The sequence below is a fragment of the Microtetraspora sp. AC03309 genome (assembly GCF_020826795.1).
Lineage (GTDB): Bacteria > Actinomycetota > Actinomycetes > Streptosporangiales > Streptosporangiaceae > Microtetraspora > Microtetraspora glauca.
The window spans coordinates 28,206-41,201 of sequence record NZ_JADDIL010000006.1; the positions used below are offsets into that span (position 1 = coordinate 28,206).

Below are 12,996 nucleotides of genomic sequence, written 5' to 3' on the forward strand. Positions count from 1 at the left end.
GGATCTCACCGGATCTCACCGGGATGTCTGAGCGGCAGCAGGACACGGAACGCGGAGCCCTCGCCGGGGGCGGTCGCCACCTCGACCCGGCCGACGTGCGCTTTGACGATCGCGGCGGCGATGGCCAGCCCGAGCCCGGCCCCGCCGTCGGCGCGGGAGCGGCTCTGGCTCACCCGGTAGAGCCGCTCGAAGATGCGCGTGACGTGCTCGGCGGGGATCCCCTGCCCGGTGTCGCGTACGTCGAGCACTCCCATGAGCGGCGAGCCCGGCGGGGCGGAGCCGACCGCGGCCGCCGGCGCCTCGGTCGGCCGCCCGGCGCCGACGGCGACCGTGACCTCGGTGCCGGGCGGGGTGTGGGCCAGCGCGTTTGCCACCAGGTTGGCCGCGACCTGCCGCAGCCGGGCCTCGTCTCCGGTCACGATGACCGGAGCCAGCGCGCCGTCCTGCCCGGTCATCCGGATCCGCCTTTCTGGCTGCCGGGCACGCGCGTCGCGCACCGTGTCGATCGCGATCTCCAGCAGGTCGACCGGACCACTGGCGAGCGGGCGTTCCTCGTCCAGGTGGGCCAGAACCAGGAGATCGTTGACCAGCAGGCCCATGCGGGTGGCCTCGTCCTCGATCCGGCGCATCGCCTCATCCACCGGCGCCCCGGGCGGGGTTCCGCCCTGCCGATGGAGCTCGGCGAAACCCAGCACCGAGGTCAGCGGGGTGCGCAGCTCGTGCGACGCGTCGGCCAGGAACCGGCGCATCCCCGCCTCCGACTCGGTGCGCGCGGCGATCTCCGACTCGACACGGTCGAGCATCACGTTCATCGCCACCCCGAGCCGGCCGGGTTCGGTGTCCGGCTCGCTCTCCGGCACCCGGCTGCCGAAGTCGCCGGCCGCGATCCTGGCCGCGGTCTCCTCGATCCTGGTCAGCGGGCGCATGCCCAGCCGTACCAGGGCGGTGGCGGCCAGGCCGAGCAGCAGCAGCACCACCGCGGTCACCGCCCCGTCGATCGCCAGCAGCCGTCGCTGGGTCGCCTCGACGTCCGCCAGCGACGCGGCCAGCACCGCGGTGCCGCCGTCCGGCAGCGCCGCCACCAGCACCCGCCAGGACGGGCCGCCCGTCCCCGGCACCGTGTACGGCCCGTCCCGCCGGAGGTCCCGGTACGGGCCGAGCACCGGCCGTTCGGCGGGCCGTACGGGGAACTCGCTGACGAGCCGACCCACCGAGTCGAACATGTACAGCCGTCGTTCGCCGACCATCCGTTCGACCAGCGTGTTCCCGATCACCACGAGCTGGACCGGCTCAGGGTCGTCCTTCGGCGGATACGCCGGGTTCCGGGTGACGGTGAACGTACCGGACGGGGCGCTCGGGACGCTCGCGCGCAGCTGGGCGTCCAGCCGGTCGATCAGGTAGCCGCGCAGCAGGGCGAGGCCCGCCGCGTTGGCCAGCACCAGCGCGACCGCGGTCAGCGCGACGGCCGCCGCCACCAGCCGGGCGCGCAGCGTCCACCGCCCCGGCGTCCTCATGTGGCTCAGGATTCTCATGTGCCTTGGGGGCCCCACGTGTCGCCTCCCCGGGGCAGCCGCAGCGTGTAGCCCACCCCGCGTACGGTGTGGATCAGCGGGGGATCCCAGCGGTCGATCTTCTTGCGCAGGTAGTAGACGTACGACTCGACGATGCTGGAGTCGCCGTCGAAGTCGTAGCGCCAGACGCTCTCCAGGATCTGCGCCTTGCTCACCACCCGGCCGGCGTTGAGCAGCAGGTACGCCAGCAGGTTGAACTCGGTGGGCGACAGGTCCACCGGGACGCCGCCCCGTCTGACCTCGTGCGCGTCCTCGTCCAGCTCCACATCGGCATATCTGAGCACGCGTTCGCCGTCCTTTTCCTCCGTCCGGGACCGGCGAAGGATGGCCCTGATCCGCAGCACCACCTCCTCCAGGTTGAACGGCTTGGTGACGTAGTCGTCCGCCCCCAGCGTCAGCCCTCGTACCCGGTCCTCGGGCGCGTCCCGCGCGGTCAGGAAGAGCACGGGCACCTCGCCCAGCCGCCGCGCCACCTCGAATCCGTCCAGGTCGGGCAGCATCACGTCGAGCACCACGATGTCCGGGCCGAACTTGGCGGCGGCGCGCAGCGCCTCCCTGCCCCGGTCCGCCGTTCTGACCTCGAACGACACCAGGCGCAGGGTCTGCGACAGCAGGGCGAGGATGTTCGGCTCGTCGTCGACGACGAGAACCTTGGCTGGCCGTTCCATGGCACCCGTTGTAGCGAAATTCGCTTGGAAACCGCTCAAAACGAAGGAAGGGATGCCCGATCCGTCCTGATCGCGATGACGGGCTTGTTCACGGTGGCGGGGCTGGCCGGCTTCGGGATGTGATCCAGGCGGGGCGTGGGCGGTCCGCGTGATTACGCATCAGCGCTTGACTTCCTGACGCCGCCGCCCGGCATCATCGATGGGAGTGCGACTTCGGGGCTCCTGGCTACAGGCCGGCCTGGCTGAGTGGCCGTTCGGCTGTCACCGCCGCTCATGGTCGAAGACTGGCCATGCGACGAAGGTCGCAGCCTGACCCGTGCCTTGCTGGTTTGGGACCTTGATGAGGACGAGTGGTTCTCCGATGGGCTGGTCCCAGGGGCCCGGCAAAGTCGGTTCAGCTGGCCTGTTCGCGTGATGCCAAGTGGCGCGAGGGGACGGGTGGCGTCCCGGCCGAGCCGGCGGAGGGCCTGGGCGATGTTGGTCTCGCCTGCCAGTCGTAGAGCGCTGATGGCCAGGTTGCGCAGCGTGGCCATAGCGCGGGGTGTGTTGCCGGTGCGGGTCTGGGAGTGGTCCTCGCCGTAGGCGACATCGCGGACATAGTGGAGCTTGTTCTCGATGGTTCAATGGCCGCGGATCCAGGTGGCCAGGTCGGCGGAACGGGCTTGATGCGCCGGAAGGCTGGTGATCGCGTAGACGGTCACGGTCCGCCATTTCGCGCCCGCGCGGATGGACCGGCACGCACCCCGGAGTACCTTGACCTGGTGCCGGAAGAGCGACGCGAGTAGTTCCGGCTCCCGGCCGAGAAGGGATGAGAACCAGTGAGCGACCTCGATCAGCGACCCGCCGTACGCGAGTGCGGTGGTCGTGCCGGCGTCTCCGCGAAACCCGTTCACGAGCTCCTGGAGCCCCGTGCGGTCCCGCTCGGTGGAAGCACCAAGGTCCGTCGGCTGCTGCCGAACCTCGGGCGGCGGATGGTCGGCGCCTGGTGTTTCGTCGATCACTACGGGCCTGACGACATCGTCGACCTGCCGGGCATGCAGGTGCCGCCCCACCCTCACATCGGCCTGCAGACCGTCAGCTGGCTGCACGCGGGTGAGGTCCTCCACCGCGACAGCCTCGGCAGCGAGCTGACGATCCGGCCGCGGCAGCTCGGTCTGATGACCTCCGGCCGGGGGATCTCGCATTCCGAGCAGTCACCGGCGGGTCACGGCCCGGTTCTGCACGGCGCGCAACTGTGGGTGGCGCTGCCCGACACCAGGCGCGACATCGCCCCCGCGTTCGAGCACCACGCCGACCTGCCCGTCATCACCGCCGACAGGCTGCGCGGCACCGTGCTGCTCGGCGAGGTGGACGGCGCCGTCTCGCCCGGGACGGCCCACACGCCCATCGTCGGGCTCGACCTCACGCTCGGCGACGGCGCCGAGGTGCGGCTGCCGGTCGAGCCCGACTTCGAGTACGCGGTTCTCACCATGTCGGGCAGCACCGAGGTCGACGGCGTCCGGCTGGATCCGGGCTCGATGCTCTATCTCGGGTGCGGCCGTTCCGAGCTGCCCCTGCGCGCGTACGGCGACAGCGGGCTGATGCTGCTGGGCGGCGAGCCGTTCGAAGAGAAGATCGTCATGTGGTGGAACTTCATCGCCCGCACCGGCGACGAGATCACCCGGGCCCGGGCCGACTGGATGTCGTCAGGCGATCGGTTCGGCGTCGTCCGCGGCTACGACGGCGATCCGCTCGCCGCCCCGTCCCTGCCCGACACCCCTCTCAAGCCGCGCGGCCGTACCCGCTGAGCCCCTTCGGGCGTCAGTCCGCGAGGGGCGGCGTTCCGGTGATCCACTCCGTCGTACAGCCGACCACGAGACGACCCTCCCGGTGGCCGCGCGGTGCCCCGGGAGCCGGTCAGCGCTCCGCGTCGTCGGTGTGCAGGAAATCGGGCCGGGAACGGTTCCAGCCCGGCGCGTTCAACGCGTTGAGCGCCGAGACGATGCGTTTCTCCTCGTAGACGAAGTGCGTCTCCATCAGCGCGGCGAGGCTGTCCAGCTCGGTCCGCACGCCGACGGGGTCGGCGTGCCGGTCCAGGCCGCCGAGGAGAGCCTCCAGGCGTTGGAGGGAGTCCTCCACCAGCCGGTGGTCGCGGCGCAGTTCGTCCAGGACCGGGCGCAGCTCGGGAAACCGCTCGGCCAGCCTCGGGAACGCGTCGGCGTCCTCGCCGGTGTGGTGCCTGGTCAGAGCGGAGCAGAAGGTCAGGCAGTGGGTCCGCAGCTCGCGCGGGCGCAGGCCGCCGGCGAGATAGGCGTCGACGCCCTCGCGCAGTGCGGCCAGCTCCTCGCGGAGCCAGTGGTGTACGTCGATCAACTGGTAGCCGAAGGCGGTAAGGCGCTCGTCGGGTGTGTCCATGGTCGTCCCATGTTCCGGCGCCTCCATGCCCTCGATGATCTCTTTACCGGGTGCACCGCGACGCTGGCGGGAACTTCATCATCGTTCCGACGATCAGTCAAGCCGACGATCGGGATCAGCATGCCGACGATTCGTGGGGGTCCGCTGAGCGGTCGGTTGGGCTCGCAAAGGCGGCCGACCGGGCGGCCTGAACCGGCCGGTATTACTTGGGGTAGCGCCTTTACCGCGTTCTGTCATCAGATGCCGCTGGGAAGCGACTCGATGGGGAAAGGTCTGATCAGTGCCCGGCGTTCCGGCCGGGCGGGGACATCCACGGGGGTAGTCATGGCGGTTACTGCGGACCTGGCCAAGCTTCTGGACAAGGAGTACGAGAACAAGTCCATCGCGGACCTGATGAAGGCCCCGGTCTCCGCGCTGTCGGGGGTGAGCGAAGGCGACGCCCGGCTGCTCAAGGAGGCCTTCCACATCAACACGATCGGCGACCTCGGCCACAACAAGTTCTTCCGGGTGGCCACCGCGATCGCCGACCTGGCCGACAGCGCCAAGTAGGCCCGCGACCGGCCCCGGGGACCTCCACCGCCCTGCCGGGTGAGTACCGCTCTGTGAAAGGCTCCTCCAGAAGGCGGAGGAGATCACCGCAGCCGGGGCCGCGCTCGACCGCGGACGCTCCGCGCGGCCCGCCCGCGTGAGCGTCGCGCGGCGGTTCCTCCCGAAATGAGAGGAATCCGATGGGGACCGCACTCGTCACCGGCGCATCGCGGGGTCTCGGCGCGATCATCGCCGAGCGGCTCGCGGCCGACGGCTGGGACGTCGCCGTGAACTACGCCCATGACACCGCCGGGGCCTCCGCCGTCGTCGAGCGGATCCGGGCCAAGGGCGGCTCCGCACGGCTCGCCCGCTTCGACGTGACCACCGAGGAGTCCGTACGCCAGGGCGTCGCGGAGATCGGCCGGGTGGACGCCGTGGTGAACAACGCGACCGGCCCGCAGCCGATGATGCCCGTGGAGAAGCAGACCTGGGACGACCACCTCGACCAGCTGCGGTTCTTCGTCAAGGCCCCGCTGCTCATCCTGCAGGCCGTACTGCCCGGCATGCGGGAGGCCGGGGCGGGGCGGATCGTCAACATCGGCAGCGAGGTCACCGATCTCGGCAACCCCGAGTTCGGCCACTACGTGTCCGCGAAGGCCGCGCTGCACGGCCTGACCCGCTCCTGGGCGCGCGAGCTCGGCCCGTACGGGATCACCGTGAACACGGTGGAGCCGGGATGGATCCCGGTGGAGCGGCACGCCGACATCCCCGCCGAGGACTACGACGGCTATCTGAACGGCGTGGCCACCGGCCACATGGGCGTGCCCGCCGACGTCGCCGCGGCCGTGGCCTTCCTCGCGTCACCCGGCGCCCGATTCGTCACCGGGCAGCGCCTCGCGGTCAACGGCGGCAAGACGATGAGCTGACCCCTCCCCGAGGGGCGTCAGCTCTCCCGCACCAGACCGGCCTCGTACGCGACGATCGCGGCCTGGACCCGGTTGCGCACCTCCAGGCGCGCGAGGATCTCGCTGACGTACGCCTTCACCGTGCCCTCCACCAGGTGGAGGCGCGCGCCGATCTGGGCGTTGGACAGCCCGGCGCCGAGCAGCGCGAGCACCTCACGTTCTCGTGGGGTGAGCCGCGTGATCCGGCTCCGGGCATCCGCCCCGCGGGTCATCCGGCTGCCGCCGAGCTCGGTGATCACCCGGTACGCCACGGGCGGCGAGAGGTAGGCCCCTCCCCCGGCGACCGCGTGCACCCCGGCGACCAGCTCTCTCGGATCACCCGACTTGAGCAGGAATCCACCGGCGCCTCCGCCGATCGCGCGGGCGATGTAGTCGTCCTCGCCGAAGGTCGTCAGGATCACCACCCCGGTGTCCGGGGCGACCCTGCGGATCTCGGCTGTGGCGGCGATGCCGTCGAGCCGGGGCATCCTGATGTCGAGCAGCGCGACGTGCGGCCGGTGGGCGCGGGTCAGTTCGACCGCCTCCCGCCCGTCCGCGGCCTCGGCCACCACCTCGATGCCGGGGTCGGTGGCCAGGATGGCCCGTACTCCCGCCCGGATCATGGCCTCGTCGTCGGCCAGCAATACCTTGATCAAACCGGTCCTCCCTGGGCGTGCGCTTCCGGCGCGGACGCGTCACCCGGCGGTCCCGGCTCTGCCGCCGTGAACCGTGACGCCGTGAACCGTGACACGGTAAGCCCTGATGCGGTGAACTGCGACGGCGCGAACGGTGACGGCCCCGACCGGAGCGCGGGGCCGGACCGGAGCGGCACGCGGGCGGTCACCTCGAACCGGCCGCCCCGCGCGCCCGCGGCGAAGACGCCTCCGGCCAGATCGACCCGCTCGGCCAGCCCGATCAGCCCGCTGCCCTCCCCCGCGGGCGTTCCCGGCGCGGGATTGGTGACGGACACGGTCAGCTCCCGGTCCGTACGGCCCAGCGTGACCGTCACCGGGGCGCCGGGGGCGTGCTTGGCGGCGTTGGTGAGGGCCTCCTGGACCACCCGGTGGACCGCGCGATGCGCCGCCCGGCGAGCCGCGTCACCGGCCGCGTCATACGCCGGGCCGCGGGCCGAATCGCCGGTCTCATCACCGGCCGTCCCATGAGTCTCATCACCGGCCGGATCATGGGACCGGTCGCGGGACGGATCACGGGACCGGTCGCGGGACGGGGGTTCCGTCCAGGAGGGGTCGTGCGCGTCCCCTCGCAGCTCGATCGTCATGCCCGACGCCGCGGCCCGGTCGATGAGCGCGGCGACGTTCTCGTCCGCCGGTGCCAGCGGCGCCGTCTCCGCGTCGTCGCGGAGCAGGCCGATGATGCCGCGGAGCCGCTCGGTGGTGGCTCCGGCCGCCTTCCTCAGCTCGGCCGCCGCGGCGCGGCTGCGGTCGTCGAGGTCGGCGGACATCTCCAGCGCGCCGGCCCGGAGCGCGATGAGGGCGAGTTCGTGACCGAGGGAGTCGTGCATGTCCTGCGCGATGCGGGCTCGTTCCCGCAGCCGTGCCCTCTCCGCGGTCATCCGCCGCTCACGGTCCCGCCGTTCCACCCGCTGCCGCAGGTGGTGGCCGACGGCCCAGGGCAGCACGCTGGTGAGCAGCACTCCGGTCAGGATGGGGACCCACACCTGCCACACGTGATCGTCGGTCGGCTGGGGGCCGCACGTCGAAACGAGCGCGAGCAGGACGCAGGCGCCGAGGATCCCCGCGAACTGCCGCGACGCCATCCGGGAACCGGCCATCCTGCGGCCCGCCAGATAGCTGAACACGACGATCGCCAGGGAGAAGCCGTTCACCGGGCCGACCTTGACCGTGGTGTTCAACGGCCACAGCGAGACGGTCGCCAGCGCGTCGGTCGTGGCCCACGGGCCCATGACGAGCACGATCAGCATGGAGGCGAGCGGGGCGGCCCGGCTCACCAGCACGGCGAGGGCGAGCACCGCCGTACCGGCGACGATCACGCCGGCCAGGAGGTGCCCGGTGAGCGGCTCCCAGTCGTAGGGATCGCCGGGAGCCGCGACCATGGGCAGGCAGAGCACCACCCAGAGCAGCAGGTCGAGCCGCGTCTGCCGCCGGTCCGCCCTCCGCGACAACCGTCCCACCGCCGCGCGCACCCGCGCCGGGGCACGGCCGCGGCGCCCGGACGGGAAGCGGCGTTCCGCCCTGATCACCCGCGCCTTCCACAACACACCCGAGACGCTACAAGCCGGGCCGGGTGCCCGCCTCCGCCTGAAGGAGCAGGCCGCCCCCTGACGAAGGTCAGGGGTGACCGGTGCCGATCGTGCGCGGCGGCCCGCCCGTCCCCGCTCCTAGCGTCGAGCCCATGACAGACGCGATCCTCGACGGCCTGCACCAGGCCATGACCTCGCCGTGGGTGTATCTCGCGATATTCGCCCTCGCGGCACTCGACGGGTTCTTCCCCGCCGTACCGAGCGAGACCGCGGTCATCACGGCCGGCGTGTACGCGGCGTCGGGCGCGCCCGACCCGATCCCGGTCATCGTCGTCGCCGCGGTCGGCGCGTTCGCCGGAGACCACGTCTCCTACCTCATCGGACGTACCGCGGGCACGCGGCTCCTGCGGCGGTTGAAGCCCGGTGGCAGGAAGCGGGCGGCCTTCGGCTGGGCGGAACGCGCGCTCGCCGAACGCGGCGGGCTGCTGCTCGTCGTCGCCCGCTACATCCCCGGAGGCCGTACGGCGGCCACGATCACGATGGGCGCGGTCCGGTTCCCCATGCGCGCGTTCTCGCTGTTCGACGCGGTCGCGGCGATCTCGTGGGCCGTCTACTCGACCATGGTGGGCCTCGTCGGCGGCATGGCGTTCGAGCGGGACCCCTTCAGGGGCCTGCTGCTGGGGCTGGGCATCGCCCTGACGGTCACGGTCATGACGGAGATCGTCCGCCACGTCCGACAACGCGGGAACCGACAGGGGAACCGACAGGGGAACCGACAGGGGGACATCCCCGAGACCGATACCAGGGAATCCACGCCCATTTCAGGGTGATCCCCGATGGCTGGGCCCCCGCGGCGTGGAGCACGCTCGGGATTGGTCTCACGTTCCCTTTCCGGCCGTCCACGCGAGGTGTTCCGGCCATGTCCCCGTGTCGTCATACAAGCGAGAGGAGTAGCCCATGATCGTGCTGGCGGCGGCCGTCGCGTTGCTGGGCTCCCTGTTCTTCGCACTGGGCGCGGCGCTGCAGCAGTTCGAGGCGGCCCGTGCCGGAGAATCACGCCTCCGCTTCCTCCTCCGCAGGCCGCGCTGGCTGCTCGGCGGCGTGTCGGTCCTGACCGGCGGCGCGCTGCACATCGTCGCGCTGAGCCTGGGACCGCTGACCGTGGTGCAGCCGATGGGCGTGGCCAGCCTCCTGTTCGCGCTGCCGATCGCCGCCGCGCTGCACGGCCGCAGGCCGGCGCGCGCCGAACTCGTCGCCGCGTCCGTGGTGGCCGCCGGGCTGATCGGCCTGGTCCTGCTGGTCCCCGCCCCCACCGGTGCCCCGACGCTCACCGGGCCGGGCGGGGCAGCCATGCTCGCCGGGGCCGCCCTCGCCGCGCTGACCTGCTTCGCCGTCGCCCGTCGTGCCGCTCCCGCGCTGGGCACCGCGTTGCTGGCGGTCGGCGCGGGCGTCATGTACGGCGCGACCGCGACGATCACCCGGGTCCTGGTCGACCGGGTCGTGGTCCACGGGAGCGGATGGGACCCGTGGCTGCTCGCTGCGCTTCCGCTGCCCGCCCTGGCCGCGCTGATGCTGCTCCAGCGCGCGTACGCGACGCCCTCCCGCGACCCGGAGGCGGGCGGGTACTTCCCCGTGGCCTTCGCCACGCTGCAGGTGACCGACCCGCTCACGGCGGTGACCTTCGGCGTGCTCCTCCTCGGCGAGCCGCTTCCCGTCAACACCCTGGCCGCCGTGGCGGCCGCCGTACTGGCCGGGGCGGGGACCGTCGCGCTGGCCCGCACCACACCGCTCTCCCGGGCGGCCGCCCCCTCCTGACCACCGCACCCATCGGAGAACCCCATGACCGCCGTGCACATCCTGAACTCGCCGAACACGGAGAACGCCGGCCCGGCCTCCCCCGCCGGACCGGGACGCCGCGTGCTGATCGCGACGGACACCTACCCGCCGGACGTGAACGGCGCCGCGTACTTCACCCACCGGCTCGCGGCCGGGCTGGCCGCGAGGGGGGACGACGTCCATGTGGTCTGCGCCTCCGACACGGGGCCGCCGCGCGGCGATTCCGCCGACGGGGTGACCGTTCACCGGCTGCGGTCGGCGCCTCTCCTCGTCCACCCCACGATGCGGGTCAGCGTCCCCGCCGGGCTCGGCCGTACGATGTCGCGGCTGATCGAGCGGGTGCGGCCCGACGTGGTGCACGTCCAGGGACACTTCGTCGTGGGACGGGCCGCCGTCGGCGCGGCCCGGCGCGCCGGGCTCCCGGTGGTCGCGACCAACCACTTCATGCCGGACAACCTCTTCCAGTTCGCGCACGTCCCCGCCGGGCTGCGGGACCGGGTGGGCCGGATGGCCTGGCGGGACTTCACGCAGGTGTTCTCCCGCGCCGACCGCGTCACCACGCCCACCCGGATCGCCGCCGGGCTGCTCTCGGCCAAGGGGTTCACCGGTGAGGTGGAGGCCGTCTCCTGCGGCATCGACCTGCACCGGTTCCAGCCCCGGCCGTGGGACCGGAGCCGGGCGCTCGAGCGGTTCGGGCTGCCCGACCTGCCGACCGTCCTCTTCGTCGGCCGCCTGGACGAGGAGAAGTGCCTGGACGACCTGGTCCTCGCCCTGCCGCAGGTGCTGAACCGGGTGGACGCGCAGGTCGTACTGGCCGGGACCGGTGGGCGAAGGGCCACCCTGGAGCGGCTCGCGGCCAGGACCGGGGTCGGCGAGCGGGTGCGCTTCCTCGGGTTCGTCCCCGACGCCGATCTGCCCCTGGTCTACGCGGCGGCCGACGTCTTCGCCATGCCGGGGATCGCGGAACTGCAGAGCATCGCCACCCTGGAGGCGATGGCGAGCGGCCTCCCGGTCGTCGCCGCGGACGCGATGGCGCTGCCGCATCTCGTGGACGGCAACGGCCGTCTGTACGCGCCGGGCGACGTGCGGGCCATGGCCCGGCACCTGGCGGCGATCCTGACGGACCCGGGGCTGCGGGCCGCCATGGGACGGGCGAGCCTCGCCCTGGCCGCTCCCCACGACCATCGACGGTCGCTCGCCCGATTCGAGGAGATCTACACGGAACTCGCGACGAGGAGTGTGCGAACGTGACCGGAACGGGCAGGCGGATCGCGGTCGCGGGCCCGATCCTCACTCTCAGCGTCATGATCTGGCTGCATGTCGCCTTCCCCGGCACCGTCGACCCGATGGACGCTGTGATCAGCGACTACGCCTGGGTGGACGGCGCGGGTCCCCTGTTCGCGCTCGGCGTCCTGTCGCTGGGGGCGGGCACGGCCGGCGTGACGTACGTGCTGGCCAAGGTGGAGCCGGCACGGAGCGCGGCGGCGCGGGTGCTGCTCGCGGGTATCACGGTGGCGCTGGCGCTGACCGCGCTGTTCCCGACCGATCCCTCGATGGGCGTCAGTTCGGCCACCGGCGAGATCCACCGCTGGTCCACGGCGCTGGTGTTCACCGGCCTGCCGTGCGCGGGATGGATCCTGGCCAGGCAGACGAGGGCACTGCCCGGCTGGAGGAACATCGGCCGTGTGCTCACCGCGGCCAGCATGGTCTCCGTGCTCATCCTGGTCGTGTTCCTGCTGAACCATCCCGGCTCCCCGGTCGCCACGCTGACCGGCGGCGCCGCGTTCTACGGCCTCGTCGAGCGGTTCCTGGTGATCTCCGAGGTCGTGCTGGTGCTCGCCATGGCGGCGGGGGCCACGCGAGTCCGCCCGTCCGCGATCAGGCGGTCCACCCCCTCTAGGTCGCTCGCCAGGGGAAACATCCGCTAGTGTCCCCGCATGTCCGAGGCGTACTTCCCCCGTGTCCAGACCGTCACGGGCGCCCTGCCCGTCTCACTGATCGAGGGGCCCGTCCTCCCCGGTGAGCATCTGCGCACCGACACGCGCTGGGGAACGGGCGGCGAGTCCGACCCGTACCGGTGGCTGGACGAGGAGGCGCACGTCACCTCGGAGCTGACGGATCTCGGCCGGGAACAGGCGCTCGCCCTGGTCGTCGAGCACACCTGCCTCGGCATGGGCCGCGACGTCACCTCGCTGGCGCGCGTCGCGACCGCGGCGAGGGTCGCCGTGGTCGCCGCGACCGGGTTCGCCGCCGAGCCGTTCAGCGGGGAGCTGATCCGCCGGTACGGCGTGGACGATCTCACGGCCGACCTGCTCAGGGAGATCGGCACCGGCCTCGACGGCACGGCGGCGCGCCCCGGGATCATCGTCGCGGCGGCGTGGGGTGAGACCCCCACCCCGGCCGAGGCGCGCGCGATCACCGCCGCCGCCCGGGCGTCCACGCGCACCGAACTGCCGGTGGCCGCCGAGGGCCTCGACATCCTGGAGAGGCTGCTGGCCGAGGGCGTTCCCCCTGGCCGGCTGAGCGCGCGCGCCGCCGATCCCCTCATCCAGCGGAAAATCGCCGAGTCGGGGGCGTACGTCGCCGTGACCGACGCCGAGCACGCGCTGGCCCTCGTCGAGGCGGGCCACGCCGCGCGGATCCTGCTCAGCAGCGGCGTCTCCCGGCAGGGGGACGTCCGGGCCTACGGCGGGCACGGGTACGGCCGGCTGTTCGAGGAGCTCCTTCCCGCGCTGCGAGCCGCGGGGACGGGCGAGGACACCCTCGCACTGATCACTCACCGCAACCCGCTGCGTTGGCTCACTGGGCTCGACCGCTGAACGCGGCCGGGGCGA

At 72.5% G+C, this 12,996-nt stretch carries 13 protein-coding genes; 8 read left to right on the plus strand and 5 right to left on the minus strand.

Annotated features, from left to right (window positions below):
- Nucleotides 1-5: 5 nt before the first annotated feature.
- Together IMZ11_RS04805 and IMZ11_RS04810 are read right to left on the minus strand one after the other, a co-directional pair.
- On the minus strand, nt 6-1,514 hold the full coding sequence (locus tag IMZ11_RS04805) for a cell wall metabolism sensor histidine kinase WalK (RefSeq protein WP_228637876.1): 1,509 nt from the start codon (nt 1,512-1,514) through the stop codon (nt 6-8).
- 14 nt (nt 1,515-1,528) lie between these two features.
- Nucleotides 1,529-2,239, minus strand: coding sequence for a response regulator transcription factor (locus IMZ11_RS04810; protein ID WP_228637879.1), 711 nt, complete (start codon nt 2,237-2,239; stop codon nt 1,529-1,531).
- Between the two features lie 818 nt (nt 2,240-3,057).
- Between IMZ11_RS04810 and IMZ11_RS04815 the strand changes: the two genes are divergently transcribed.
- Entirely contained in the window at nt 3,058-4,026 is a 969-nt protein-coding gene (locus IMZ11_RS04815; RefSeq protein ID WP_228637881.1) for a pirin family protein, read from the plus strand.
- Between the two features lie 109 nt (nt 4,027-4,135).
- On the opposite strand, the gene IMZ11_RS04820 is transcribed toward IMZ11_RS04815, so the two are convergent.
- The gene (locus IMZ11_RS04820) at nt 4,136-4,660 is read right to left on the minus strand and encodes a hemerythrin domain-containing protein (RefSeq protein WP_228637883.1); all 525 of its coding nucleotides are present in this window, start codon (nt 4,658-4,660) and stop codon (nt 4,136-4,138) included.
- A 297-nt stretch (nt 4,661-4,957) separates the two neighbouring features.
- Between IMZ11_RS04820 and IMZ11_RS04825 the strand changes: the two genes are divergently transcribed.
- Nucleotides 4,958-5,182: a hypothetical protein gene (locus IMZ11_RS04825; RefSeq protein ID WP_228637885.1), complete on the plus strand. Its 225-nt coding sequence runs from the start codon at nt 4,958-4,960 to the stop codon at nt 5,180-5,182.
- A gap of 179 nt (nt 5,183-5,361) precedes the next feature.
- A complete protein-coding gene (locus tag IMZ11_RS04830) occupies nt 5,362-6,087 on the plus strand; it encodes an SDR family oxidoreductase (RefSeq protein ID WP_228637887.1) in 726 nt (241 codons plus the stop codon).
- Between the two features lie 17 nt (nt 6,088-6,104).
- Here IMZ11_RS04830 and IMZ11_RS04835 read toward each other — a convergent pair whose 3' ends face one another.
- Both IMZ11_RS04835 and IMZ11_RS04840 read right to left on the minus strand, forming a co-directional pair.
- A complete protein-coding gene (locus IMZ11_RS04835; protein ID WP_228637889.1) occupies nt 6,105-6,761 on the minus strand; it encodes a response regulator transcription factor in 657 nt (218 codons plus the stop codon).
- Complete coding sequence (locus IMZ11_RS04840) at nt 6,758-8,344, minus strand: sensor histidine kinase (protein WP_228637891.1); 1,587 nt, start codon at nt 8,342-8,344, stop codon at nt 6,758-6,760. Before IMZ11_RS04840 ends, IMZ11_RS04835 begins: the two co-directional genes overlap by 4 nt.
- Before the next feature lie 134 nt (nt 8,345-8,478).
- On the opposite strand from IMZ11_RS04840, the gene IMZ11_RS04845 reads away from it, so the two are divergent.
- The 5 genes from IMZ11_RS04845 to IMZ11_RS04865 all read left to right on the plus strand — a co-directional run bounded on the left by IMZ11_RS04845 (nt 8,479) and on the right by IMZ11_RS04865 (nt 12,981).
- Nucleotides 8,479-9,156, plus strand: a complete 678-nt coding sequence (locus tag IMZ11_RS04845; RefSeq protein ID WP_228637893.1) for a DedA family protein — start codon at nt 8,479-8,481, stop codon at nt 9,154-9,156.
- Between the two features lie 127 nt (nt 9,157-9,283).
- Nucleotides 9,284-10,141 (plus strand): DMT family transporter, encoded by an 858-nt coding sequence (locus IMZ11_RS04850; RefSeq protein ID WP_228637895.1) that lies wholly within the window; start codon nt 9,284-9,286, stop codon nt 10,139-10,141.
- A gap of 24 nt (nt 10,142-10,165) precedes the next feature.
- Nucleotides 10,166-11,413: a glycosyltransferase gene (locus tag IMZ11_RS04855; RefSeq protein ID WP_228637897.1), complete on the plus strand. Its 1,248-nt coding sequence runs from the start codon at nt 10,166-10,168 to the stop codon at nt 11,411-11,413.
- On the plus strand, nt 11,410-12,090 hold the full coding sequence (locus tag IMZ11_RS04860; protein ID WP_228637899.1) for a DUF998 domain-containing protein: 681 nt from the start codon (nt 11,410-11,412) through the stop codon (nt 12,088-12,090). Before IMZ11_RS04855 ends, IMZ11_RS04860 begins: the two co-directional genes overlap by 4 nt.
- 9 nt (nt 12,091-12,099) lie before the next feature.
- The gene (locus tag IMZ11_RS04865; protein WP_228637901.1) at nt 12,100-12,981 is read left to right on the plus strand and encodes an aryldialkylphosphatase; all 882 of its coding nucleotides are present in this window, start codon (nt 12,100-12,102) and stop codon (nt 12,979-12,981) included.
- Nucleotides 12,982-12,996: the final 15 nt, after the last annotated feature.